Below are 22016 nucleotides of genomic sequence, written 5' to 3'. Positions count from 1 at the left end.
AAAAATAAGCTTTAATCGATATATACAGCTTTCTTTTCTTTACTGCTTTTAAAGGCAGCATCAATGATTTTAATGACGGATAGCCCCTCATTTGCAGTGACAGGAGCAGTTTTTCCCTCAAGTATACTTTTGGCAATTTCTTTATAGTAGGAAACATAAGATCCATGCAGGGTTTGAATTGTTTTATGCTCCTCTTTATCTCCATCAAACCTGACAAGCTGACCGTAAAATTGCGGCTGATCTGCTCCCCAAGAGTTATCTAGAGGCTTTTTGCCCTCCTTGAGTGCAGCTTCCTGACCATCAAGCCCGTATTTTATAAAGCTGCCTTTACTTCCGTGCACCTGAAAACGCGGTCCGTTAGTCGGGACGATTGAACCGGAATGCAAAATGACTCGCAGCTTTTCATATCCTAAAATAACATGGAAATAATCATCCGTTTCTGCATTCTCTCTTTGAGCGAAAACATCTGCTATTACAAATTGCGGCCATCCAAATAAATGCAGGGCTTGGTCAATTAGATGTGAACCTAAATCATAAAGCATGCCAGCTCCAGGACCTTGTTTTTCTCTCCATCTCTCTCGTACAGCTGGTCTGAAGCGATCAAAATGAACCTGATAGGTATTGATTTCTCCAAGCACCCCATCATTTACAAGCTTCTTGACAGTCAAATAATCATTATCCCATCTTCTGTTATGATAAACACTTAGTAACAGCTTCTTTTCATCGGCAATCCTAATAAGATCTTCTGCTTCCCATGTTTCCACCACCATGGGCTTTTCCAAAATAACATGTTTTCCAGCCATTAAACTTTGTTTAGCCATTTCGTAATGCAAACCGCTCGGTGTTGTAATTACCGCTAAATCAATGGATGCATCTTCTAGAACCTCTTCTATGCTGCTTACTACCACCACATCTTTCAAATCCTGATGAACTTTTTCCAAATTGGAGCTGACTACTTTTGTAATTTCAAATTGTTCTAAAACACTTAATAATGGTGCATGAAATGTAGCCCCTGATAGTCCATATCCTATTAAACCAACTTTAATTTTTCTCATCCTATAAACCCTCACTTTTTTCATCTTCAGCAACAACTAAAAGAATATTGTTCTCTGTAATTTTGTCTTTCACTTCTTCATCGGGATATTTATCTGTAATAATCACATCAATATCCGTCATATCACAAACCTTATGTAAAAATTCCTTTTCGAACTTCGAATGATCCGCAAGCATTATCACTTGTCTTGCACAACTCATCATTTTTTTCTTCAAAAAAGCTTCATTTTCATCTGGAGAGGTAACTCCCTCAACGCTGATTCCGCATGCTCCCAGAAATAATTGATCTACTTTAAAATCATCCAGTGTTTTGATTGTTCTGGGTCCTGTTACATTTCTGTTTTTCGAATTGAATCTTCCAGGAAGCAAAAAGCTTTGAATATTTGAATACTCTCCTAATACATCAACTATATCGATGGAGTTTGTAATCACATTCACATGTTTGTTTCCAATGCACTTCGCTATTAAAGCAACAGTTGAAGATGTATCCATCAACAAATCATGATTTTCGTGTATCAACAATGACGCACTCTTTGCAATTCGTTCTTTTCCTGCGGTTGCTATTCGTTCTTTGTAATCAATTAAATGCCGGTTGGCAGATGGAAGTGTTGCTCCTCCTTTAATCCTTATAATATCCCCTCGTTCTTCAAGTTTGACAAGATCTCTTCTGGCTGTATCTTTTGAAACACTTAATTTTTCACATATTTCTTCGATTGTAATGCTTTTATGAGAAGACAAATACGTTTTTATCGCTGTCAGCCTTTGTTCTTGATACATAGTCTAGAGCTCCTTTAAAATCTTCTAAATCTATTATATATAGATCGATATCCAAAAAGCCAGAAAAAACTTAAAAAACTTAATTAAAATAATTATTTTAAGGTATTTCAGCAACAAACAGAAAATTAATATTTGAGGAATTTGTGCAAGTATAAAAAAAGGGAAACACAAATTAGACATGTCCAAAGTGTGTTTCCCTTTATTAAAGATTAATTAACAAAAGCACTATGCGCCGCAATCGCCAGCGATAATTTAAGTACATTTCTTCGCAAACTTCAATATTAAGATAAATCTGATGTTAATCTGTGCTTACCACAATGAAGACATTTAAATAAATGTCCAACAATATAAGAATTCAAGGCATTTTTAAGGTCACCCTGCTCCAGATTATACTTTGTTGCTTCTATTGTTAAATCATTGTGGATCTCTGGCTGGAGGTGACTAACTCTTTCCCAATCTACTATTCCTATATAGGCACAAAAGTCATTACAGTGTTCTAACCAGGGTATTTCTTGCCACGATAGAATTGAAGGAGTTCTTAAATGAAGTTCCTCAACTTTATTATCATCTTTAAAAGAGATTGGATATTGATAATTGAAAGATACATCATATTCCTCCCCTGCTTTCCCAGATGCAATGCATTGAACACATATGACTTCTAAGTCACTTTCTCCATAACAGCCCTCATTAAAGAAAGAACTTTCCTGGTTACATACCTCGCATATATCTTTATAGAAAGATATACATCCACTTTCATATACGTGAGGATGATATTTAAAATAAGGGAGCTGATGGATAACCTTAAACTCATCTATTATATTTTCAAGGTCAAGGAGACTAATTATATTCTTTTTATCCTCAGTTTTCTGATAGATAGTAAATTTTGTTGTATCTTCATTCAGTAGTTTAATTATTTTCTTTATGTGGATAATCTTGTTATATTCAGTATCAAATACTTTATAAACTTTAGTTTTGTTACTAACAGCTCTCCTAAATAATTCGAAATCTTCGGTAGATATGAATTTACTTACCTTAGAAAAGAATGTCCCCTTCTGATTATTATTCAATTCTGCTAAGTCAACTTCTAAAATTAAGCTATAGGACATTTAAGGTTTCCTTTCTGCACCGAAATCCACTGTTCTTTAGCATTAAATTCTTTTTGCTGCTTAAAATCAAGAGCTTAACTGTAAATAGGTACCCAGAAAAAGGATAAGTTTATCTATTTAAATTATGTAGATGCTCCTGCTCCTCCGCCGTCACTTGAACTTCTGCGTTTTTCAATTGCATTGACGCCCATGACAACAGCTATCAATTCTTCAGTAAGAAAAAAATCCGAATAATTCCTCAGTTCGTACGCAGCTGCTTGAAAAATTCCACTTACTTTTTTGAATGTCGCCACTGTTGCTTTATTCCCATCGAGTATAGTGTATTCTTTTGAGAAAGCTGGTGACTCAATCTCAAATCTGCCGCAATTTGTTGTATAATTATAACGCTTAGCGAAGAATGAAAATGAAGCTTTTACCTCGCCCAATTCCTTCCCATTCGGCTGTTTAATTGTCCATTTGCCAGATAAAAACGGAAAGCTGCCTTCAACAATGACTTCGCCTTTTTCATTCTCCACACTCACACTTGAAGTGAATGCACTTTTCAAATCACGTTTTCCAAGCTTTTCTTGTGATTCATTATAAATATCAGTTCTGCCGGAAGAAAAAAATTGATCAGTGAAGTATACGCATTTATCCATGTCTAACACCCCTTTATTATATATACGAACGGAGCATTGCACATGTTTCAGACTTTTTTTGTAAAAGAGCGCCACATTGTTCAAGATCCTCCTGGAGCACCACCCTTAAAATTGTTTCACTCAACTCACAATTCTTCTTTAACTAACCCACCTATTAGTTTAAGTACATTACTTACAAAATCAAAACTAATTAAGCTCTTTAATATAAAAGAAGGTATTACCCCTGATGAAGTAATACCTCGTTGATTTTAATGCAGTATTTATTTAATGATTACAGGTAAGACTTTCACGAAGGAAGATTTAGTTGCCACGATACTCCAAACCGATCATTTAGCCAACCAAACCTTTGACTAAAACCATAATCACCAATTGGCATAAGTGCCTGTCCACCTTCGATAAGTTTCTGATAAAGGTTGTTTATTTCTTCTTCAGTATCACAAGTAATAAAAATTGAGAATGAAGGAGTAAAGGAAAACTGATGCTTCAGATTACTGTCAATGCACATAAATTCTTGCCCTTTTAAGGAAAAAGCACCCTGCTTTACAGTTCCTTCGTCTCCAGCTTCATTCGCTCCATAGCGAACAATACTCGTAATTTCTGAATCATCAATGATTGATATGTAATAATTCATCGCTTCTTCTGCTTTACCATCTTGAAACATTAAAAATGGTGTAACTTTTCCCATTAAAAATCATCTCCTTTAGTTACTTAATTAAAGCCTTCATTAATTAATATATGAATATACGTTAGGTGACTTTAATTTAATAATGACATTACATAAAATATAATTCAATCCGAGTCATACTTCTTCTTCAATTAACTTGCCCTTCACTTCAAGAAGAAGAGGCGACACTTTAAGCAGTCGCCCCTATTAATGGAGTAACACACTACGAATTCAAGTGCATCGATTTGATGGAAAACATTCAATAAATAAAATAATATATTATAAAATAGCTGATGAAAAACAAAATAGAACCAACTAAAAATGGACTTATAATCAAATAAGGTTCTTCACGCTTGAGTTGATAACTTCCTGCCATCGCCCCGAAAACGGAGTATTCAGAGTAGTTAGATAAGAAATCCCCTGAAGAACTTATTAGAAAAGCAATAAAAATGAATAAACAGGAACCGAAGAACATTGTTTCTGGAAAACGAGTATCCCATATAACTATTGTCCCAGTAATTAATAAAGACTCAATTACCAATGTTACTAAGACAAAAAAAATGTACTTCTTCATTTTACCCCCCCGTTATAATTGAATTATTTATAATACGTAATTCAATTATAAAAAGGTTCATTTTTCTAACACAAAAAGAAAGGCGAGGCAAGATTTCCCTTCACCCGACTTTCCAGCTTTAATCTACATATTTCTTCTTCAAAGAATCAGATCCAATACCACCAATAACCATCAATGAAAATGGTAAAAAACTCGCTGCAATTCCGATATCTTTCAAAATTGTAATTTCAGTTCCAACAAATTTATTTAGAGCAAATATAATGAATTTAGACACTAACAAAAATGCCCCTAGCACGAACATACAATCAAAAAACACTTTCCACTTTGGATACTCTAACTGCTTACTATCTCGAATTATTTTTTCTTTCAATTCATCGTCACTCCTTAATAATTCATCGATTGAAATACCAAATAAATCACTCAATTGAATGATTACCTCAATGCTTGGATAATTTTTTCCTGTTTCCCACTTGGACACTGATTGGCGGCTCACATGAATTTTCTCTGCAAGATCATTTTGAGACCAATTTCTTTTTTCTCGTTCTTGTTTTAATCGTTCGCTAAAAATCATAATCTTTTCATCGCCCTTTCTTACTACTAGTATTATAAGATAAATTATGCAAAGTAAAGATAGTAATAAGCGCATCACGCGCAACTTATGCGTGCACTTCAAAAAATCTTGATTTATCAAGGTTTCTTCATCTGATTACTGCCCGATTATCAACAGAGCTGACTAAAAAGAAAGCTGTTGCAAGGTTTCAATATCAAGACATAATTTGTAAAAATTCATTAAAAATAAAGGGTGATAAATATTAGACATGTCTAATATCTATCACCCTCTTACGTCTTTTTCCACAAACGCCACCTTTAACGGAATAACATAATCTTTGGTTTCAATCTTTTATAAAACCCCACATCCAATTCGACTCACCTTCAGTTCTTTTTTGGCTGATCCAACACTTTTGTAATTTTATATTAGCCTATACATTTGAATAAGAAGAGAATAATCCGACAAACAGCAGCATTATCAAAATTTTTTCATGAGAATATTTTCACCTAGGCGTAAGTATTATAAAAGAATTTCCTTTAAAACGAATGAGGGCAATTGGATTTTCAACAATTGCCCCCGATTGTGGAATAAGTTAAATTCAACAAGCTCATCCATTATTGTAAGTTTCTTTGGCAAGTGAAATTACATTAGTTATAAATGGAGCTTTTGCATTTGTATATCCAACTCGATCGCATTTATAACGCACAGATAAATCCTTTTTAATTCATTATATTGAAGCTTTATATCTGAATTGTCTATTAAGTAATTTCGAAAAAAAATATTATTAATCCAGAACTCACTCTTATATTCATAAATATGTAAATGATGAGTACCAGTTCTCCCCTGGCCTTTTCTAAAAAAACATCTTCCAGGAAATCCCATATGAAAAACATATTCGTATTCTAAATGCTTTAGTGGGTTCTCTTCTTTTTATAGGTCCTCACTTCTTTTTCTTTATGTTTTTATAGCAAATAAAAACCCCATAACAGGCAGCTAAACTCATGATTATTTTCCCTTGAACACTTACTGTTGTGACTTGATAAACAGCATATGACTCCATAAGCAATGCCGGTAATTTACCTATTGTGCTCCCAAGGAAAAAAACTATGACAGAAACACTTCCAATTGCTGAGAAAAAGGTAACAATTCCAGATGGAATAAAAGGCATAATTCGTAATGATAAAATCAGTAAAAATGCATCAAAGCCTTCAATATGCATAAGAGAGTTTACACGTGGATACTCTTTTAACTTTTCATGGGATAACCTTTTAAATCCTTTGCGGTATAAATAAAAAGCAATTAAAGCACCTAATGTTTCACCAATAAAAGATAGTAATGTTCCTTGCCAAAATCCAAAAAAAGTAAGGTTAGCAGCAGTGACAAACACACTTGGCACTACACCTGCAATAGAAACAATAATGTTTATAAGGATACTTATAGTAATTGCCATAGAAGAGTAGTTTTCTAAAATCTGAACCAATTCTTCTTGCACTGTGACGTCACCTCAATGTATTGAACTATTAGTTATGTTGTATTTGTTATTCTATCAGTTATTTTTCTCGCAATTTCATTTTTTTTAGTATGTTTTGTGAATACGTGCACTACGGATTAATTACAAATAAAAAAGACCTGAATTGGCCTTTTCTAGTTTGTTTCGTTTTGATAGCCTCATTATATTTTTCTAGATAACTCTTCTTTGTATAAATAAGCTACTGAAAAAAATAGTCCAGTAATGAAAAATGAAAAGGTTATTGCAGAAACTCCTATACTTGCTACACTAATCATTGTAGTCAGGAAAGTGAATATAACTTTAAGGAGTTGGATCAGATGGCTGGAAGAAACAGCAATCGTAATGACTTATAAGTACCTGGAGCGCAGCAGGCTATTGATCAAATGAAGTATGAAATTGCTCAGGAGTTTGGTGTTAACCTAGGTGCAGAGACAACGTCACGCGCTAATGGTTCAGTTGGCGGAGAAATTACGAAGAGATTAGTACAATTCTCTCAAAAAGGTATGGGCGGAAGATTCTAAAACAAAGTTTAGCTGCTGATACAACAAAAAAGAGCGAGATCACAATATGATCAGTGCTCTTTTAAAGATAATTTATCTTTTAAGGTCAATGAAACAGCAAACCCCCTACAATCTTTATTATTAAATGTTGTAGGTTCTTTTGCGCAGTTTGAAAGAGAGATAATAGTTGAACGAACATCTGAAGGTAGAAAAAGATGTGCGGAAGATTGCAGAAATTTAGTAGCTGGATGAAGTGGGAAAAGGAGTAAGAGATCTTTCTTACTCCTTTTTTGTTTTGGTTTTGAGTAACGCAATTGGTCAGTGACCACTGTGATTTCCTGCACTCGAAAGTTCACTTTCTGTTACCCATTTGTGATTTTTCACTGGCTCTCCACCAGTAGTTGGGGTGAAATCGACCATGTAAACGGTAGTCTGTTCAGCAGTATCAATGGTTGCTTTGGCCCCTTTCATCCCTTTCATATGGTCGGCATTTAAATCGGCTTCATCCCCAGGTTTTAGAAGGGTATCACCGGCATCTTTTATCTCCTCGTGTATGACCCATTTATGATTTTTTACAGGATCGCCACCTGTTATAGGGGTGTAGGAAACAGCGTAGACAGTTGTATCAAAAGCACCGGAAATGGTTGCTTCAGCCCCTTTCATGCCACCCATATGGTCCGATTGAATGGTTGCAGTGCTACCAACTTCATATTTAGGATTTGCTGCTTCTTTTAACCCTTCGGGGATTTCACCTGTACTAGAGTGGTTCATCTCTGAATGGTTTGTTTCTTCTTCTTTTGGCTCCTTATTTTTGCTTTCATTGTTTTCACGGTCTGCAATGTTACCGCATCCACTTAAACCAATAATAGTAGCCACACCAAGAAATAATAGTTGTTTTTTCATTGTTTTTTTCACTTCTCCTTATTAGTATTAGCTCCTTCCAGATGAGGAGAGATTAGCATGTAATGGTTTCGCAGACTAACTCTCGATACATCAAGTTTACACAACAATTATGTAGAACTTATGAAGATGGCAGGCTGACAACCTTGATTTTCTGGAAAGCATTTTGGAATATTACGAGTTATAGAGAATTCATCTTCCAATAAGAAAAAGGCAGGTTAACCTGCCTTTTATCCTCTAGCGTTTGGGAAGTCGAACAAAAACAGACGTTCCTTTTCCTAATTGACTCTCTATCCATACTTCACCATGATGAGCTTCGACTAAACGTTTTACAATTGCTAACCCGATACCGCTTCCGCCCGTGTTACGGCTCCGCGAACTATCTTCTCTGTAAAAACGGTTAAATACTTTGCTTTGTGAATCTGTTTTTATTCCGGAGCCGTTATCTTCTACTACAATAAGTACAGATTTCTTTTCCTCTATAGCCGAAACACTGACTTGTCCATCAGATGCAGTATATTTTAAGGAATTGGATAAAAGATTGAAAAATACTTGTTTCATTCTCTCTTCATCGAAGGGGAAATCTACCCCTCCTGAAAGCTTTGTTTCTAACTTAATATTCTTTTGAAGGAATGCCCCGCTCACAGTTTCGATACAGTGTTCAATTGTTTGTTTCAAATCATGCTGTCGGAAATTCATGCGAAAATCAGGTGACTCAATGGTATTTAACTGCTCGAAGTCGTGAATCAGGTGGATGAGACGATTAATTTCCTCTGTACAACTCCTAATTCGCTCAGGCGTTGGTTCCCAAATTCTATCTTCAAAAGCCTCCATATGGCTCTTTAAGGTAGCTAAAGGCGTTCGAAGCTCATGTGCAATATCGGCTGTCATGCTTTTTCGTATTTTTTCTTGTCTTTCTAGTTCAAATGCTAATAGGTTCAGTGATGAACCTAACTCACTCACTTCATCATTACCAGGTATATGTATTCGGGTTGCCCAATCGCCTTTAGTCATTTTTTCTGCCGCCCTTCGCATCTGAAGTAGAGGGTCGGACAGTTTTTTGGCTACAAAGTAACTAATGATAATCACTAAGATGATAGCTCCGGCAGCTGTAAAAAAGATGGATTCCAGCATTGCTCTTTCCAAATGGCTGCTTAAAGGATCCATATTTTGATTCATGGAGGATTCGTGTTGAAACATCTTAAAGTGATAGTGAATTTCCAAAGCATAAACTATGCTGGCAAGAATTAAGACAGACGTGGTGGTTATAGTGAAACTAATAGCCAGGCGAGCATGTAGTCCTTTCATCATGATTTTTCTCCCATGAATTTGTAGCCTATGCCATAAACAGTAATCAAGTAAATAGGTTCTTTTGGGTTTGGCTCAATTTTATGGCGTAAATTCTTTATATGTTGGTCAATGATTCGAGCTTCGCCTTCATAATCATAACCAAGGACTTTTTCTACTAAATCTTCTCTGGTATATGTTCTCCTAGGATATCTGGCTAACACAAGCAGCAGCTTATACTCACTAGGTGTGAGATTAATGGTTTCGCCGTGAAATGAAGCTTCCTGATTAGCTGTATCGATGACTAATTCTTCATTATTAAATGCGATTCTCTCCGCTAAAAGTAAATCCTCATTTGTGCGTCTTAATATGGTCTTAACTCGCATAATCAGTTCTCTTGGGCTAAAAGGCTTCACCATATAATCGTCTGCTCCTATTGAGAGCCCATGTATTTTATCATTTTCCATAACCTTTGCCGTAAGCATTAAAATAGGTATTGAAAATTTTCTTCTTATAATCTCGCAGACTTCTTCTCCCGACATATCAGGCAGCATTAAATCAAGAATCATAAAATCAGGCAGTTCGTTATTTACGATTTCAATTGCCTCAGTTCCATTACGTGCCTCCAAGGCACAGTATCCTTGATTTTGCAGGTAAGAAGATATGACCTCTCTAATTTTTTGTTCATCATCCACAACTAAAATTTTAGTCTTTTTCAATTACTACACCTCCGAAAATTCACTGTCTTCATGATAAAGAATGATATCATTATTAAATTTATTACGAAATGTTTTAGATGAAGTTCTCATTCCCAAAGAAAAATTAATGAAGAAAATAGAAAAAACAACATTAAAGGTAAGAGGAATGTCATGTGTACATTCGCAGTTAGTCACAGCTCCGGCTAACAATCGAGCAGCAAAAGATCCGGTATGAGAATATTGATTAGTGATAGTTGCGTTAGAACCACCCTACGGTGAAAGGGAACCTGTTTCAAAACTTCCATTTATTATACGATTTTCTATTGTCACTCCAATAACTCCTTTATTGTAATTACTATTAGTTTATTTTCATGTTAGAGGAGTGACAGTGCTCTTTCATTAGGATAACTAATTACCATAAAATTCAATTTTTCAGTTTTTTACTTAGAGTAACAACAAACTAGAAGACAGCGTCTTTTAATAAAAGGCTTTGTTAAGTAGTATTGTTGTTTTTCAGGTATAAAATTTGGGAACGTCCGATTTGGACGTTCCCGTCCTTATTCCATTAAAGCCCCCGATTGTTGAATAAAAGATTTCAAGATATCACCTAGTCTGCTTTTTAAAATCATCAATAATTTCTACAACTTCAATTTTTCCGTTAACTAAAAGCTCAGGTAGAAACATGATATTAATGTTGTGGCTGAAGGGATTACCGAAGAGGAAATGGAAATCGATTTAATGATAAGAACAGCATCAGGAGAAAGTTTTGAGAATGTTAAACAAACTGTAACTAATGCTATTAAAAAGGCTCTTAAAGAAAATGACATTAAAGTTTTTAAAATTGATATAAAAGAAGAACCAGAATGGTAACACGGAGAGCTCAAGTTGAGTTCTTTATATTTAACCATGAGATCCTACAAGTCTACTTTTTAGTAAAAAAACAACCGTATATCGGTTGCTTTTTTTGTGTTCTCTTTATAATTCAAGTGTTACTCCATTAAAGACCCCGATTGCGGAATAGCTCATGCTTTATTCATAAGATTATCTCCCAACAAAACGATCGAAATAGGTAAAAGCGTATGTATCAAACATACGCTTTTACCTTTGAAAGTGATAAGGAAGTCAATATGGGCTGGAGGCACCAGAGATACTTGCGTTCTCTTACTATAAAATATGACTTAAAACCAAAAAGGTTTGGACAACTGTTGAGGAAAGAGTGGATATTAGAAAAGATAGGGAAAGTTAATCACTAATTCCTAATTTCAAACCCCAAATACTTTATATAGCTGGACATATGCTGTTACTTTTTTGTGAAAATCATAAAATACCCAGAGTGTCTGTCCAATCATTCTCAATTTTTCCACATAATTTGGTATTAGCTTATATTGGGGGGGAGGAATCTTAAATGAGTGATTATGGTGGCAGAAAAGACAACAATTTCGCGTTAATTGTCGTACTATTTGTATTGTTAATTATTGTAGGTGCTTCTTTCATGAAGGACTTCTACTAAAAACCGTTTAGATTTACAAAAAACACCTGGCTTTCAGTTAAGCTAGGTGTTTTTTGATTTAATGTGGGGAAGAGGAATTTTTGCTTATATAGGTTTTAATTAAAACGACTCGTCTTACATGAATACTCCATACAAAAATTAATTTACATAAACATAATTATCGGCATTAAAAAAGGATCTTCAAATGATATTATCCCCTTATAGTAGACAGTAAAAAGAAAGGTTTGTACTGTTTATTTTGGAGGGGATTTTATCATGGGGAAAATTAGAAAGACTTATACAAAAGAGATTAAATTAAAAGCAATTAATTTGTACATAAATGATATGGGGATTAGATCAATTTCTAAAGAGTTGGGTATAGGATATACAACTATCCAAAGATGGATATCTCATTATAAAAGTGAAGGAGTCCAAGGCTTAGAGGAAAAAAGAGGAACATCACGTAGCCAGTTTAAAGGTAGACCTAATAAAGATTATGAAAGTGAGGCAGAAAAAATAAATCGATTAGAAGCAGAAAATGCCTTTCTAAAAAAGCTCTTAGCTGCGAAAAGGGGGATGTTAAAAGAAAAGAAAAATCGTTAGTATATAAAATAATCCATGAACTTAAAAAACAATTTAGTATCATCACCTTATGTAAAATAGCAGGTGTTTCAAAGAGTGGTTATTATAAATGGTTTAAACGCCAAAATAACCCTTCAAAAAAAGAGCTGGAAGATCAATCAATTGTAACAAAAATTATTAAATGCCAACAAGATCCTGATATTAATTGGAGTTATGGTTATCCAAGAATCAAAACTTGGTTAAAAAAGACCTACGGTCTAAGAGTTAATCATAAAAGAATTTATCGTTTAATGAAGAGATATGGAATTCAAGCAAAGATACGAAAAAAGAAGTGGAGGCACTTTGGACGTAAAGAAAAATGTGTCGTCTCTGATAACTATTTAAACAGAGAATTTTCAGCTACACGCCCAAATGAAAAATGGGTGACAGATATAACCTGTCTCAAATTTAATGGAAAGAAAATCTATTTATCTACAATATTGGACCTTTACAATAATGAGGTTGTTTCGTATAAGATAAGTGAAAGAAATGATCTTAAACTAGTAACTGACACTTTAAAATCAGCCATAAAAAAAAGAGATGTCAAAGGACTCCTATTGCATAGCGATCAAGGATTTCAGTACACCTCAATAAGATATAACCAACTATTAAAAAGAAGCAATATAAACGTAAGTATGTCCCAAAAGGGAAATTGTTTTGATAATGCTTGTATAGAGAGTTTTTTTAGCCACTTTAAAACAGAATGTTTTTACCGTTCTCGATTCAAGACTTCAAAAGAAGTAACAACAGCAGTAAGAAAATATATCAAGTTTTATAATAATAAACGTTTTCAAAAGAAATTAAACAACCTCAGCCCTACTGAATTTAGGGCTACGGCTGCTTAATTAGTGTACCCTTTTTTTCATTGTCTACTTGACGGGGGTAAGACCAAACGAAGATCCTTTTTGCTGCTTGTTTAATTAAAGCGCCCGATTGAGGAAGATCAGTATCTGTAAATGATCACATATAAATCAAAAAAACCAATCTTCCGGTACCTTATGAAAAAAAGTTAAGCCATATTTAAATACAAATCCCCTTTAAATTAATAAAGGGGATTTATTTTATCTATCTTAATCATGAGTTAAATAAATAGGAATGAAAGACAAACCATCTTCTTTTCTTGCTATTTTAGCATCTTCTGCATTTAAAGCCTGAACTTCACTAAGCATACCAGATGTTTGTGATATGGAAACTTCTAAAACCTTTGAATTTTCATGATTTTTCACTTTTCCTATTACAGTTCTATCAATTGAAAATTCTTTTGGAAATTTTTCAAGATATAAATCCATTTCTTTCATTTCATCATTCGACAGTTGTTCTGCTGTAAATCCATTTTCAGCTAACAATGCGTCTATATTTGGTTTTTCATTACCTTCCGCTTGTTTTTCTATAGTTCCACTCTTATTTAATGGTATTTTAATATCATCACCAACTTCAAGAATGCAGTCTTGGCGATCCTTAACCGGAGCAAAAATCATTATATATTCGTCCTTTGCTCCCTCTACTTCACCCTTACTAAAAATTGGCTCCACTTTTTCGGCTGCTGATTTCAAAAATATACCAGATTTTTTATCGTCAACGATATAACCGTATTTTTTATCTATTTTCCTTGCATTAAGGAATTTATGTTCCAATTTGCTCATTACTCTACCTTGACCTCCATCCTTATCCGGTATGGGGTCCCTGTCAGGTGTAGGTGTAGAAACGACAACTCTTGTTTCTAGCTGTGAAAACTCTACCTGTTTAATCTTGTATGTTTCTTTTTCAAAAGTGAATTCTTTATTTATTTCTACGGTTTCTCTTTCTGAGATGGCAGATTTATCGAGCTTAATATCGAGTGGCCAAATCGTTTGAACTTTACTAGTACCGTTGGCATCATATATTGTCAAATTTTGAATTTCTAAACGAATGTCTTGATCTTCATATTCTTTTATTGATTTAAAAGATAATGCTTCAGCCACTTTGTTTTCTTTACTATCGTAATACCTGCTTCCCCAACCCACATTGTCTAATTTTTTTTGTTCATTTCCAACAATCAGGTTAATCGAAGTTACACCTTCAAAAATATCGAGATAATAGTTCTTTAAATTTGTCTTTTTACTTTGAAAAGTCAGTAACAGCTTTGTCTCTTTATCATCCGTCATCACACTCTCAAAATGCACTGTTATATCATGTTTTTCATCATAAAATGTTTGATCAACAGCTTGACCATACCCCTGGGTAATTGCAGTCCTAACACCTGTATCATCAATATGTTTACTCGAAAATATTTTATCATAAACCTCTTGAATAACTGCTAATGCGGGTGTGAAAATAAATGTCGAAACAATAATCAAACACACTACTATAGCTAATGAAAATCTTTTGTAAAGAGTACTTCTTTTGTTAAAGGTGCTGACATTTACCTTTTTGCTATGTGTTGATATACTAGAGTACTTATTTCTCTCATTAGATTCCAAATTTTCAATATCAACTAAAATTCGGTTTTTTAGTTCTTGTTTTTTTGTTTTATTCCACATTAAATCGGAATTTAGCTTTTTTAAGGGATTATCAAACTCAGTATCTTCGTATTGCTTCTTCATTTAAAAATCCCTCCTTTATTAATTGTTTTTTTAGAACTGGTATCGCCCTAAAAAGCGTTGATTTAACCTTACTTTCAGACCAACTTAAAATCTTTGCGGTATCCTCTATAGAAAAACCCTTGATCTTTCTTAAAACTATCACTTTTCTATATGTATCTTTGATTTTACCTAACGCTTTATAAAATTCAAATGAGTTCTCTTTAATTTTAATAATCTCTTCAGGCAATAGATTATTGTCTTTTTGTGAAAGAAAAAATTCTTTAAAGAATATGCTTGGCTTGCGCTTTCTTAAAAAATCCACCGTTAGATTGTGAGCAATACTAAATAACCATGTTTTTTCACTTGAGTGATTTTTAAATGAATCATAATATAAATATGCTTTAACAAACGTATCGTGGGTTAAATCTTCTGCTTGTTGATAGTCCTTAACCATCAATAAAATAAAGGTTAAAATCGATTTACTATGTTGATCATACCAATCTGCAATTTCTTCTTTTCTGTACTCTGACAATAAAATCCCCCCTCCTTTTCTTAATGTTCAATACTTAGACGTAATAACAAATCAAAAGTTGTGTTTTTGAATTTTTTTAAAAAAAATTATCTTAGTTTAACAAGGCCCCAAGTTTCAAATGTATACTCTATACAAATCTAGTTAACATAATCGTTCCTAGAGGAAGTTGGAAAAAAGAAAACCCCTTGATTTATAAGGGGTTTTTCACTGTCCGGATTTATCATTTTTTCACGTTTTGAGGCGACACTTATTAAGTAATCGCCCCCGATTGTGGAATATCGTTTATGTTGTCTTATCGAAGAATAGCGCCCTTTAACGGAAGTATGGATTTGATTACATTTTTGGGGGTTCCATACCAAATTTAGCCCATTCTTCTTTTGAAGGGCCATATATACCTGGAACATTTAATCCTGCTTGACGCATAAGAACAGTCATTTGTCCTCGATGGTGACTTTGATGCTGAAGTAAGAACATCAAAAGAGAACCATTTGGCATTTGTCTACCCAAAAAGTTGATATGTTCTCCTAAAGTTTGGTCCCTCCATTGAGTTTCTAAAGCTTGTACAAATGCTTCACTGGCTTTCCTATAACTACATGCTATAAACTTAGCTGAATCAGGGACTGGCCAATCTTCTGCTTGGGCTTCAAATCTTAATTTTGTGTTTGAAGTAATGATATGAATGGACGCAACTGTATGCCAAGCAATACGTCCTAAATTCCAGTTCTGTGAAGTAATTTCCTGCTTTAGTGACTCATCAGTTAGATTATTCAGTAGGTTCTGTGTGGCTCCAGATTCGTACTCCCAGGATTTTAAAAAATGGTTTAGGTCTTGGAACATAAAAATCCTCCAATTTTGTTATAAATAATAGTTTCGCCAAATCTTGTATATTCCCTTCCAATTTATTAAAGTGTCTATATGGTCATATTAGTTTAACTTAAAAAGACTTACTCAAGAATATGGCCCGATTGCTGATCAAACTCTTGAAACCACTCTTCAACTATGTCTGCCCTTTAATAGAGTAACTAATATTTCCATTTCTACATAATTGTCCAAAATCCTTCCTTAAGTATATTAAAGAAAAAGAATATCGTTAGCCGGCAGAACTTAAAAAAAATGAGAATGGTTCTACAGAATTATTGGAAGTTGGTCAAAAAGCTAAGAATGATACAGCAACGGCAGAACTGTTCAAGATTAAGCAAGTTAATGAAACGGTTGATATTGCCCCTTTAAAGATTATAGTGAAAGACGTTAAAGTCATTAAACTTACAGACATAGATCCAACATTTGCGGAAGATATTGCTTTAAATGCTGATACTACTTCAGAAGAGATTAAAGACGGATTCTCATACATTCAATGCTGAAAATACAACAGAAGGTAACGTTGAATGGTATGATCTTATGAACGTTGTTACAGATAAAGGTGAACAGATTGACGGACAGATAAAAGATTTCTTCTTTGATGATTCAAAAACTGATTCAGTATTCATTGGTAAAGTGAAGAAAGATTATCAAGATGGCTTTATTATCAAGGATGCGGAAATCAATAAAGTGAAGTTGATATTTGGAAGTTCAATGAATGGTGATACCTACGAAGACATTACTGGACAGCAAACAGTTGAGTATACATTTGAATAATAAATATAAAAAGCTGAAGAGTTTCTTCAGCTTTTTTATTATGCTATCCAATGTTCAAAAGAAGGAATTCTTAAATATCCTTTTTGGGTCAAATTGCGGTATTTTACAACGCCTTTTAACTTCGGCTCAAGATAGATAAAATCATTGTTTTCGTTAACAACGTACTTTTGGTATTCAGCATATAGTTTCTTTCGGTCAGCCGGTTTCATAAATTCCATTATGCCTGCTGCTATATTATGAAGTTCTTTGAATTTAGAAGTTACGTCATTATTTATCAAGACCTAAATTATATAAATTCTTAAAAATAAAGAGGAGCACATATATTAGTCATGTATAAAATGTGCTCTTCTTTATATTCAATTAAAGCACCCGATTATTGAATATCAAAGGCTGTTGTAGCTGGCTCGCACTTATTTAACTCTAGCCCCCTTTAGTATAAGTACAATTCTTCACATTCTAATTTTTTTGTTATCACAGAGAAAAAAATTGACACAATACTGTTTATGACAGCATACTGTTATTAACAGTATTGTGTTATCGAAAAAAATTTTTACATTAAAATTAGGAGGTTATATATTTCATGAAACATACAGGGAGACATACAGGTGCATTTCTTTTGCTGTTTTTAACAGAGGGAGATAACTATGGAGGGAAACTTCTGCAAAAATGTGAGGAAGAGCTTCCCATCAATCCAATTGATAGTTCCATATTATATCGCACACTAAAAAAATTAGAGGAAGAAGGTGCTGTTGAGTCTTATCTGGATACATCTGATCGAGATAAACCGATAAGGATGTACAGAATCACTACAGTTGGAAAAAGAAAATTAGAAGATTTTCAAATAGATATTGAAGAAAAAATTAAAAATTTATCGTTTTTCCTAGAAAAATATAAAGAATGGAATGCTCAAAATAATGATTAATGGAATTATTCTCTATACTATAGCCACTATTTATTTGGGTATTTCCTTCACAAAAGACAAACATAAAACAAAGGTAGCCTTATTAAGTTCATGGAAAATGTTTCGCAATGTTTTACCGGATTTATTAGCTATTATGCTTTTTGTTGGGCTAGCATTGTCTTTATTGACACCGTCCCTTATTTCTTCAATTATTGGCGAAAATTCTGGCTTACTAGGCATTATTTATTCAACAATCATTGGCTCAATTGCTTTAGTTCCAAGCTTTATCGTCTTTCCTCTCGGACATACATTAGTTCAAAATGGTGCTGCTCTTCCACAAGTAGCGGTATTAATGTCGACATTAATGTCTGTAGGACTTGCAACTATATCTATGGAACAAAAAACTTTTGGACGAAGTTTTGCTTATGCACGAAATATTTCTGCCATAATAATGTCTCTTCTATTTGCATTGATTATTTGGGTGGTGATGACATGACAAAAATAAAAAGATATCGGTTCTTTCTCATTTTATTATTAGGGCTTCTTCTTATTGCATTTATGAATCAAGCTATTGCTATGAAAATAGTTCAGTTAACTGGCAAAAGTATTTTGGATATGTTATTCCTACTTCCTCCTATATTCATATTAGTGGGATTATTGGATCAATGGGTAAAGAAAGAATCACTCATTCGATATATGGGTGAAAAATCAGGTATATATGGTGTCTTCTTCACCTTATTATTAGCAACAGTAGCTGCAGGCCCTCTTTATATAGCCTTTCCAATTGCAGTACTTTTATTGAAAAAAGGAGCCAGTGTCCGCTATATAGTGTTTTTCTTAGGCGCTTGGTCAACAGTGAAATTGCCAGTTCTAGTATATGAATTCACTTCGTTTGGTTCTAAATTTACACTTATTCACATTTGTTTTGGCCTCGTGTTTTACTATTTAACAGGAATTCTTTTTGAAAAAATTTATGGCCAACAAAAGTTGTTAAAGTATGATATAACTAAGGAAGTATAGATTTAGATCAATAAGTCTTTAAGCCCCTCAATCCCAGATTATTTTGTAGCTGTAGCTTTTTAATTTACCATTAGGAGCCGGACTTTTTACGGAAAAATACTTGGGAAATAACTAGGGAAATCAGTTGAAAAAACCTTGAGAGTATTCACTTGTCGCTGCTGTACTTGGCTCCAGAATTGCTCATGAATACCATCATTTTCTGTTAATCCTGCACCTACAACGGACTACTGTATGCAGCAAAAGATTAGAGGATACGGTATGTACTATATCCTCTTTTTAATTACCTTATTAAATAAAGCTTCTTCTGATTTATGAAGAAGCATTGGAGAAATGTACATAGAATCACCTAATTTTAATTCTAATCTTTACTGTTAAGTTAGTAACTAGTAGGTTCTTGGGTTCATGGAAAAAGAGGAAAGGCTTAAAAGGTGCTTTTATTATTTGATGCTTGTTTAACTAACGGGTAGTTTAAGTACAATCCTTCACAAAGTTAGAAAAAAAGCCGAACTCCACTTTTGGAAATCGGCTTTTTATTCTATATATTAATTTCTAATTATAATTGATTTAATGGAGTTCTTACGGCTCTAATTCAAATCTTTTAAATACCACGCATTCATAGCAGAATGGGCAGAACCTGATAATGGTTGATGTAAAAGTGTAAATCCAAATTTTTCATATAATATACACGCAGTTTTTAATTCGTGCTGTGTTTCTAAGTAGCACTTTGCATAATGTTTAGAGGCAAATGACAAAGCTGTTTCCATTAGTTTCTTTGCAAACCCTAAACCTTTTGCTTTTGGACTTAAGTATAGCTTTTGCAATTCGCAAACTTTGTCTTGTTCGTTAAACGACGCTATACCAATTCCACCAACAACTTCTCCTTCCAATTCTACTACCCAATAGTTAGCATATTTTAAATTAGTATAATATTGGTGAAGGTCGTTAAGTTGAGGGTCAAAATAAGCTGTTCCTGGAATCGCCAAGCCAAGTGATATTAGTGAATCTTGTATTATTTCTTTTACTTTTGCATTGTCTTCTTTTTTAATTTCTCGAATAATCATATACTATCTCCTTCAATTAGATCTTAATAAAGATTGCGACACATTTTTGAAAATGGCATCTCTAAAATGTTGACTTAGTCCACATTTTAGAGATACAGTTATGTTAATATCAAATGTGGACATAGTCAACTAAAGGAGAATGTATGGATAAAGAAATCATTTATGATATCAGACAATTCAATCGATTTTATACAAAGGTACTTGGTTTATTTAATAACCAAATTCTAGATTCAGATTATTCATTAACCGAGGCACGAATACTATTTGAAATAAGCGAGAGAACTGAGTGTATTGCGAATAATCTCGTTCAAGAACTTAATATTGATAGAAGCTATATGAGCAGAATTTTACGTAAATTAGAGAGGGAAGCATTAATAAAGAAAAAAAGCTCAATATTAGACAGTAGAAAAAATCTTCTCTTTTTAACAAAAAAAGGAGAGAAATTGCTAGATAAAATTAATATTCAGTCAGATGAACAAATAAATCATTTATTGAATGGACTAACTGAAAGTGAGATTAATGAAATTCGTATTTCGATGATGAAAATAAAAGAAAAATTAGATAAAAATTAATTTTGAAAGTTTTTTCAATCAGTTTGCCCTGGTGTAAGTGCAAACTAAACAAACCAACTGTCTCTTGTCGCACCACGCTAATGTGTGAATTAATTCACTTATTTTTTTCACAGCATAGATCACCTCCTTATTTAGATGAAAAATCCCTTGGAGATTAAGCCAAACAAAAAAAGCCTTTAGGCTTCTGATCCAGATCTATGTTGTTTCTTCAACTCTTCAATTTCTTCCTTAAGAATCTTTTCTTTTTCCTTGGATGATTCAAGCTTTTTGTATTTTGCAAAGAAGATGGCATGCGTTTAAGAGAAAGAACAATTCAAACTGCATTTGAAAGACTAAAGAAAACTAGCGCTGTAATGCTGCTGGAAGCAGAAGTATCTTTAAAAGAGATTCAAGAAAGATTAGGACTTAAGGATATTATGACTACCGGAAACATTTATTCCCATGTTACAAAATCAATGGAAACCAAATCAATAAATAAATTCTCAGAGTATATGGGAGACTCAATCACATTTTAGCAAGGAATGTGGTCAAAATGTGGTCAGTCACCCTTTTTATACCCCGTGAACAAAGCAATTCCCTTAATAAGGAAAGTGGCGTTAAACCTTATTCCTCTAAGTGTTTTTCAAGATTCGCTTTAACTTCTTCTAAACCTGGTTTCCCAAGTAAAGCAAACATGTCTATTTTATAGGCTTACAAAATATAAGGGCAATTTCACTTTGCAGCAAACGCCCCCGATTAATTAAGAAGGATTAATAAAGTTTATCTCAATCTTTTTTGGGGTTATCTCCTTCATTTCTAATAAAATCTTCTGCATCAGATTTAATTTTTTCTATGTAATTTGAAAAGACTGAACCAAACATTCTTCATCATCGACAATTTTCTTTTTTTCTTCAAAATCTATATTTAGCTCACTAAAAATCTTTCTCCAAAATATAACAGCAGGAATATTCTTAGCTAATTCCACAACAAAGTAACTACCCTTTTTTTGTTTAAACAATACCTTTAATAATGAAATTGCAATACCTTTTCTTCTATATTTTTTCAAAATAAAAATATCATTAATACTGTAATCATAGTCCTTTTTTAAAAACGGACTTTCCAAAAGTAATAAAAACCCTACAATTGTTTTATTTTTTTTCAAAAAATATGGTGTTAACCCTTCCGTCTTCCAAATTAATTCAAATGAATCAAATTCAAATAAACCATCTGTTGAGATGTCTAAACCCTCGGTATACTCTGAAAGGTCATGTAAATAAAGGGAATATAAATTCTTAAGAATATGCTTTTCATCTTTGGAAATGGGGTTCAATGAAACAGTCATTGTTATACCTCTTTTACAATTAATTAAATCTCTTATTTAATTAATT

At 33.4% G+C, this 22016-nt stretch carries 31 protein-coding genes and 2 pseudogenes; 14 read left to right on the top strand and 19 right to left on the bottom strand.

Going from position 1 to position 22016, the window contains the following annotated elements:
• Window positions 1-11: 11 nt before the first annotated feature.
• The 4 genes from QLQ22_RS11955 to QLQ22_RS11940 all read right to left on the bottom strand — a co-directional run bounded on the left by QLQ22_RS11955 (window position 12) and on the right by QLQ22_RS11940 (window position 3574).
• Window positions 12-1055, bottom strand: coding sequence for an oxidoreductase (locus QLQ22_RS11955; protein WP_284016674.1), 1044 nt, complete (start codon window positions 1053-1055; stop codon window positions 12-14).
• 1 nt (window position 1056) lies between these two features.
• Entirely contained in the window at window positions 1057-1830 is a 774-nt protein-coding gene (locus tag QLQ22_RS11950; protein WP_284016673.1) for a DeoR/GlpR family DNA-binding transcription regulator, read from the bottom strand.
• 281 nt (window positions 1831-2111) lie between these two features.
• Window positions 2112-2936, bottom strand: a complete 825-nt coding sequence (locus tag QLQ22_RS11945; protein ID WP_284016672.1) for a CbrC family protein — start codon at window positions 2934-2936, stop codon at window positions 2112-2114.
• Between the two features lie 122 nt (window positions 2937-3058).
• The gene (locus QLQ22_RS11940; protein ID WP_284016671.1) at window positions 3059-3574 is read right to left on the bottom strand and encodes an LURP-one-related family protein; all 516 of its coding nucleotides are present in this window, start codon (window positions 3572-3574) and stop codon (window positions 3059-3061) included.
• Between the two features lie 42 nt (window positions 3575-3616).
• On the opposite strand from QLQ22_RS11940, the gene QLQ22_RS11935 reads away from it, so the two are divergent.
• Window positions 3617-3820: a hypothetical protein gene (locus QLQ22_RS11935; RefSeq protein WP_284016670.1), complete on the top strand. Its 204-nt coding sequence runs from the start codon at window positions 3617-3619 to the stop codon at window positions 3818-3820.
• A gap of 40 nt (window positions 3821-3860) precedes the next feature.
• On the opposite strand, the gene QLQ22_RS11930 is transcribed toward QLQ22_RS11935, so the two are convergent.
• The 5 genes from QLQ22_RS11930 to QLQ22_RS11915 all read right to left on the bottom strand — a co-directional run bounded on the left by QLQ22_RS11930 (window position 3861) and on the right by QLQ22_RS11915 (window position 6854).
• On the bottom strand, window positions 3861-4259 hold the full coding sequence (locus tag QLQ22_RS11930) for a VOC family protein (RefSeq protein ID WP_223442712.1): 399 nt from the start codon (window positions 4257-4259) through the stop codon (window positions 3861-3863).
• A gap of 238 nt (window positions 4260-4497) precedes the next feature.
• Entirely contained in the window at window positions 4498-4812 is a 315-nt protein-coding gene (locus tag QLQ22_RS11925) for a hypothetical protein (RefSeq protein ID WP_223442709.1), read from the bottom strand.
• 118 nt (window positions 4813-4930) lie between these two features.
• Window positions 4931-5383, bottom strand: coding sequence for a helix-turn-helix domain-containing protein (locus QLQ22_RS11920; protein ID WP_223442706.1), 453 nt, complete (start codon window positions 5381-5383; stop codon window positions 4931-4933).
• A gap of 630 nt (window positions 5384-6013) precedes the next feature.
• Window positions 6014-6244 (bottom strand): GrpB family protein, encoded by a 231-nt coding sequence (locus QLQ22_RS25145; RefSeq protein ID WP_423246247.1) that lies wholly within the window; start codon window positions 6242-6244, stop codon window positions 6014-6016.
• 58 nt (window positions 6245-6302) lie between these two features.
• The gene (locus tag QLQ22_RS11915; RefSeq protein WP_223442702.1) at window positions 6303-6854 is read right to left on the bottom strand and encodes a TVP38/TMEM64 family protein; all 552 of its coding nucleotides are present in this window, start codon (window positions 6852-6854) and stop codon (window positions 6303-6305) included.
• Window positions 6855-7189: 335 nt separating this feature from the next.
• On the opposite strand from QLQ22_RS11915, the pseudogene QLQ22_RS11910 reads away from it, so the two are divergent.
• Both QLQ22_RS11910 and QLQ22_RS11905 read left to right on the top strand, forming a co-directional pair.
• A pseudogene (locus QLQ22_RS11910) lies at window positions 7190-7393 on the top strand (alpha/beta-type small acid-soluble spore protein).
• A 12-nt stretch (window positions 7394-7405) separates the two neighbouring features.
• Window positions 7406-7624 (top strand): recombinase family protein, encoded by a 219-nt coding sequence (locus tag QLQ22_RS11905; RefSeq protein ID WP_338037041.1) that lies wholly within the window; start codon window positions 7406-7408, stop codon window positions 7622-7624.
• Between the two features lie 66 nt (window positions 7625-7690).
• Here the strand turns inward: QLQ22_RS11905 and QLQ22_RS11900 are convergent, their stop codons facing one another.
• The 3 genes from QLQ22_RS11900 to QLQ22_RS11890 all read right to left on the bottom strand — a co-directional run bounded on the left by QLQ22_RS11900 (window position 7691) and on the right by QLQ22_RS11890 (window position 10278).
• Complete coding sequence (locus QLQ22_RS11900) at window positions 7691-8275, bottom strand: YdhK family protein (RefSeq protein ID WP_223443347.1); 585 nt, start codon at window positions 8273-8275, stop codon at window positions 7691-7693.
• A 234-nt stretch (window positions 8276-8509) separates the two neighbouring features.
• Window positions 8510-9583: a sensor histidine kinase gene (locus QLQ22_RS11895; protein WP_284016669.1), complete on the bottom strand. Its 1074-nt coding sequence runs from the start codon at window positions 9581-9583 to the stop codon at window positions 8510-8512.
• Window positions 9580-10278: a response regulator transcription factor gene (locus QLQ22_RS11890; RefSeq protein ID WP_223442698.1), complete on the bottom strand. Its 699-nt coding sequence runs from the start codon at window positions 10276-10278 to the stop codon at window positions 9580-9582. Before QLQ22_RS11890 ends, QLQ22_RS11895 begins: the two co-directional genes overlap by 4 nt.
• A gap of 675 nt (window positions 10279-10953) precedes the next feature.
• Between QLQ22_RS11890 and QLQ22_RS11885 the strand changes: the two genes are divergently transcribed.
• From QLQ22_RS11885 to QLQ22_RS11870, 4 genes are all read left to right on the top strand, one after another.
• The gene (locus QLQ22_RS11885) at window positions 10954-11127 is read left to right on the top strand and encodes a hypothetical protein (RefSeq protein ID WP_223442696.1); all 174 of its coding nucleotides are present in this window, start codon (window positions 10954-10956) and stop codon (window positions 11125-11127) included.
• 535 nt (window positions 11128-11662) lie between these two features.
• A complete protein-coding gene (locus QLQ22_RS11880) occupies window positions 11663-11767 on the top strand; it encodes a YjcZ family sporulation protein (protein WP_223442694.1) in 105 nt (34 codons plus the stop codon).
• Window positions 11768-12022: 255 nt separating this feature from the next.
• Window positions 12023-12349, top strand: coding sequence for a helix-turn-helix domain-containing protein (locus tag QLQ22_RS11875; RefSeq protein WP_223440851.1), 327 nt, complete (start codon window positions 12023-12025; stop codon window positions 12347-12349).
• The gene (locus QLQ22_RS11870) at window positions 12271-13212 is read left to right on the top strand and encodes an IS3 family transposase (protein WP_284016801.1); all 942 of its coding nucleotides are present in this window, start codon (window positions 12271-12273) and stop codon (window positions 13210-13212) included. The genes QLQ22_RS11875 and QLQ22_RS11870 overlap by 79 nt, the downstream gene beginning before the upstream one ends.
• Before the next feature lie 225 nt (window positions 13213-13437).
• On the opposite strand, the gene QLQ22_RS11865 is transcribed toward QLQ22_RS11870, so the two are convergent.
• The 3 genes from QLQ22_RS11865 to QLQ22_RS11855 all read right to left on the bottom strand — a co-directional run bounded on the left by QLQ22_RS11865 (window position 13438) and on the right by QLQ22_RS11855 (window position 16297).
• Window positions 13438-14949, bottom strand: a complete 1512-nt coding sequence (locus QLQ22_RS11865; RefSeq protein ID WP_223442692.1) for a DUF4179 domain-containing protein — start codon at window positions 14947-14949, stop codon at window positions 13438-13440.
• Window positions 14924-15460 carry an RNA polymerase sigma factor gene (locus QLQ22_RS11860; RefSeq protein WP_284016668.1) on the bottom strand — a complete coding sequence of 179 codons (537 nt, stop codon included), beginning with the start codon at window positions 15458-15460 and terminating at the stop codon, window positions 14924-14926. Before QLQ22_RS11860 ends, QLQ22_RS11865 begins: the two co-directional genes overlap by 26 nt.
• 333 nt (window positions 15461-15793) lie before the next feature.
• Window positions 15794-16297, bottom strand: coding sequence for a DinB family protein (locus QLQ22_RS11855; RefSeq protein WP_252208655.1), 504 nt, complete (start codon window positions 16295-16297; stop codon window positions 15794-15796).
• Between the two features lie 299 nt (window positions 16298-16596).
• On the opposite strand from QLQ22_RS11855, the gene QLQ22_RS11850 reads away from it, so the two are divergent.
• The gene (locus tag QLQ22_RS11850) at window positions 16597-16821 is read left to right on the top strand and encodes a hypothetical protein (RefSeq protein ID WP_284016667.1); all 225 of its coding nucleotides are present in this window, start codon (window positions 16597-16599) and stop codon (window positions 16819-16821) included.
• Complete coding sequence (locus QLQ22_RS11845; protein ID WP_284016666.1) at window positions 16766-17095, top strand: hypothetical protein; 330 nt, start codon at window positions 16766-16768, stop codon at window positions 17093-17095. Before QLQ22_RS11850 ends, QLQ22_RS11845 begins: the two co-directional genes overlap by 56 nt.
• Window positions 17096-17133: 38 nt before the next feature.
• On the opposite strand, the gene QLQ22_RS11840 is transcribed toward QLQ22_RS11845, so the two are convergent.
• Window positions 17134-17313 (bottom strand): hypothetical protein, encoded by a 180-nt coding sequence (locus QLQ22_RS11840; RefSeq protein WP_223442683.1) that lies wholly within the window; start codon window positions 17311-17313, stop codon window positions 17134-17136.
• Between the two features lie 362 nt (window positions 17314-17675).
• On the opposite strand from QLQ22_RS11840, the gene QLQ22_RS11835 reads away from it, so the two are divergent.
• From QLQ22_RS11835 to QLQ22_RS11825, 3 genes are read left to right on the top strand one after another with little or no spacing between them, the layout of a single operon-like run.
• Window positions 17676-18017 (top strand): PadR family transcriptional regulator, encoded by a 342-nt coding sequence (locus QLQ22_RS11835; RefSeq protein WP_223442681.1) that lies wholly within the window; start codon window positions 17676-17678, stop codon window positions 18015-18017.
• Window positions 18010-18492, top strand: a complete 483-nt coding sequence (locus QLQ22_RS11830; protein ID WP_284016665.1) for a hypothetical protein — start codon at window positions 18010-18012, stop codon at window positions 18490-18492. The genes QLQ22_RS11835 and QLQ22_RS11830 overlap by 8 nt, the downstream gene beginning before the upstream one ends.
• Entirely contained in the window at window positions 18489-19016 is a 528-nt protein-coding gene (locus QLQ22_RS11825) for a permease (RefSeq protein WP_284016664.1), read from the top strand. The genes QLQ22_RS11830 and QLQ22_RS11825 overlap by 4 nt, the downstream gene beginning before the upstream one ends.
• A gap of 584 nt (window positions 19017-19600) precedes the next feature.
• Here QLQ22_RS11825 and QLQ22_RS11820 read toward each other — a convergent pair.
• Window positions 19601-20077: a GNAT family N-acetyltransferase gene (locus QLQ22_RS11820; protein ID WP_223442672.1), complete on the bottom strand. Its 477-nt coding sequence runs from the start codon at window positions 20075-20077 to the stop codon at window positions 19601-19603.
• A gap of 143 nt (window positions 20078-20220) precedes the next feature.
• On the opposite strand from QLQ22_RS11820, the gene QLQ22_RS11815 reads away from it, so the two are divergent.
• Entirely contained in the window at window positions 20221-20649 is a 429-nt protein-coding gene (locus QLQ22_RS11815) for a MarR family winged helix-turn-helix transcriptional regulator (RefSeq protein WP_252208654.1), read from the top strand.
• Window positions 20650-20939: 290 nt separating this feature from the next.
• Window positions 20940-21164: a site-specific integrase gene (locus QLQ22_RS11810; protein WP_223442668.1), complete on the top strand. Its 225-nt coding sequence runs from the start codon at window positions 20940-20942 to the stop codon at window positions 21162-21164.
• An 88-nt stretch (window positions 21165-21252) separates the two neighbouring features.
• Here the strand turns inward: QLQ22_RS11810 and QLQ22_RS11805 are convergent.
• Window positions 21253-21339: pseudogene (locus QLQ22_RS11805) on the bottom strand (hypothetical protein); the annotation flags it as partial.
• Window positions 21340-21478: 139 nt separating this feature from the next.
• Window positions 21479-21970 carry a GNAT family N-acetyltransferase gene (locus QLQ22_RS11800; RefSeq protein WP_223442666.1) on the bottom strand — a complete coding sequence of 164 codons (492 nt, stop codon included), beginning with the start codon at window positions 21968-21970 and terminating at the stop codon, window positions 21479-21481.
• Window positions 21971-22016: the final 46 nt, after the last annotated feature.

Source organism: Metabacillus hrfriensis (assembly GCF_030127205.1).
Classification (GTDB): domain Bacteria; phylum Bacillota; class Bacilli; order Bacillales; family Bacillaceae; genus Bacillus_P; species Bacillus_P dongyingensis.
The sequence above is the reverse complement of the archived record's forward strand: the minus strand, read 5'-3'. Positions and strand labels throughout refer to the sequence as shown.

Excerpts from the sequence above, each read along its gene's own strand:
- QLQ22_RS11955 (WP_284016674.1), bottom strand. The coding sequence starts at position 1,055 with ATGAGAAAAATTAAAGTTGGTTTAATAGGATATGGACTATCAGGGGCT.
- QLQ22_RS11950 (WP_284016673.1), bottom strand. The coding sequence starts at position 1,830 with ATGTATCAAGAACAAAGGCTGACAGCGATAAAAACGTATTTGTCTTCT.
- QLQ22_RS11945 (WP_284016672.1), bottom strand. The coding sequence starts at position 2,936 with ATGTCCTATAGCTTAATTTTAGAAGTTGACTTAGCAGAATTGAATAAT.
- QLQ22_RS11940 (WP_284016671.1), bottom strand. The coding sequence starts at position 3,574 with ATGGATAAATGCGTATACTTCACTGATCAATTTTTTTCTTCCGGCAGA.
- QLQ22_RS11935 (WP_284016670.1), top strand. The coding sequence starts at position 3,617 with ATGTTTCAGACTTTTTTTGTAAAAGAGCGCCACATTGTTCAAGATCCT.
- QLQ22_RS11930 (WP_223442712.1), bottom strand. The coding sequence starts at position 4,259 with ATGGGAAAAGTTACACCATTTTTAATGTTTCAAGATGGTAAAGCAGAA.
- QLQ22_RS11925 (WP_223442709.1), bottom strand. The coding sequence starts at position 4,812 with ATGAAGAAGTACATTTTTTTTGTCTTAGTAACATTGGTAATTGAGTCT.
- QLQ22_RS11920 (WP_223442706.1), bottom strand. The coding sequence starts at position 5,383 with ATGATTTTTAGCGAACGATTAAAACAAGAACGAGAAAAAAGAAATTGG.
- QLQ22_RS25145 (WP_423246247.1), bottom strand. The coding sequence starts at position 6,244 with ATGGGATTTCCTGGAAGATGTTTTTTTAGAAAAGGCCAGGGGAGAACT.
- QLQ22_RS11900 (WP_223443347.1), bottom strand. The coding sequence starts at position 8,275 with ATGAAAAAACAACTATTATTTCTTGGTGTGGCTACTATTATTGGTTTA.
- QLQ22_RS11895 (WP_284016669.1), bottom strand. The coding sequence starts at position 9,583 with ATGATGAAAGGACTACATGCTCGCCTGGCTATTAGTTTCACTATAACC.
- QLQ22_RS11880 (WP_223442694.1), top strand. The coding sequence starts at position 11,663 with ATGAGTGATTATGGTGGCAGAAAAGACAACAATTTCGCGTTAATTGTC.
- QLQ22_RS11875 (WP_223440851.1), top strand. The coding sequence starts at position 12,023 with ATGGGGAAAATTAGAAAGACTTATACAAAAGAGATTAAATTAAAAGCA.
- QLQ22_RS11865 (WP_223442692.1), bottom strand. The coding sequence starts at position 14,949 with ATGAAGAAGCAATACGAAGATACTGAGTTTGATAATCCCTTAAAAAAG.
- QLQ22_RS11855 (WP_252208655.1), bottom strand. The coding sequence starts at position 16,297 with ATGTTCCAAGACCTAAACCATTTTTTAAAATCCTGGGAGTACGAATCT.
- QLQ22_RS11845 (WP_284016666.1), top strand. The coding sequence starts at position 16,766 with ATGCTGATACTACTTCAGAAGAGATTAAAGACGGATTCTCATACATTC.
- QLQ22_RS11840 (WP_223442683.1), bottom strand. The coding sequence starts at position 17,313 with ATGGAATTTATGAAACCGGCTGACCGAAAGAAACTATATGCTGAATAC.
- QLQ22_RS11835 (WP_223442681.1), top strand. The coding sequence starts at position 17,676 with ATGAAACATACAGGGAGACATACAGGTGCATTTCTTTTGCTGTTTTTA.
- QLQ22_RS11830 (WP_284016665.1), top strand. The coding sequence starts at position 18,010 with ATGATTAATGGAATTATTCTCTATACTATAGCCACTATTTATTTGGGT.
- QLQ22_RS11825 (WP_284016664.1), top strand. The coding sequence starts at position 18,489 with ATGACAAAAATAAAAAGATATCGGTTCTTTCTCATTTTATTATTAGGG.
- QLQ22_RS11820 (WP_223442672.1), bottom strand. The coding sequence starts at position 20,077 with ATGATTATTCGAGAAATTAAAAAAGAAGACAATGCAAAAGTAAAAGAA.
- QLQ22_RS11815 (WP_252208654.1), top strand. The coding sequence starts at position 20,221 with ATGGATAAAGAAATCATTTATGATATCAGACAATTCAATCGATTTTAT.
- QLQ22_RS11810 (WP_223442668.1), top strand. The coding sequence starts at position 20,940 with ATGCGTTTAAGAGAAAGAACAATTCAAACTGCATTTGAAAGACTAAAG.
- QLQ22_RS11800 (WP_223442666.1), bottom strand. The coding sequence starts at position 21,970 with ATGACTGTTTCATTGAACCCCATTTCCAAAGATGAAAAGCATATTCTT.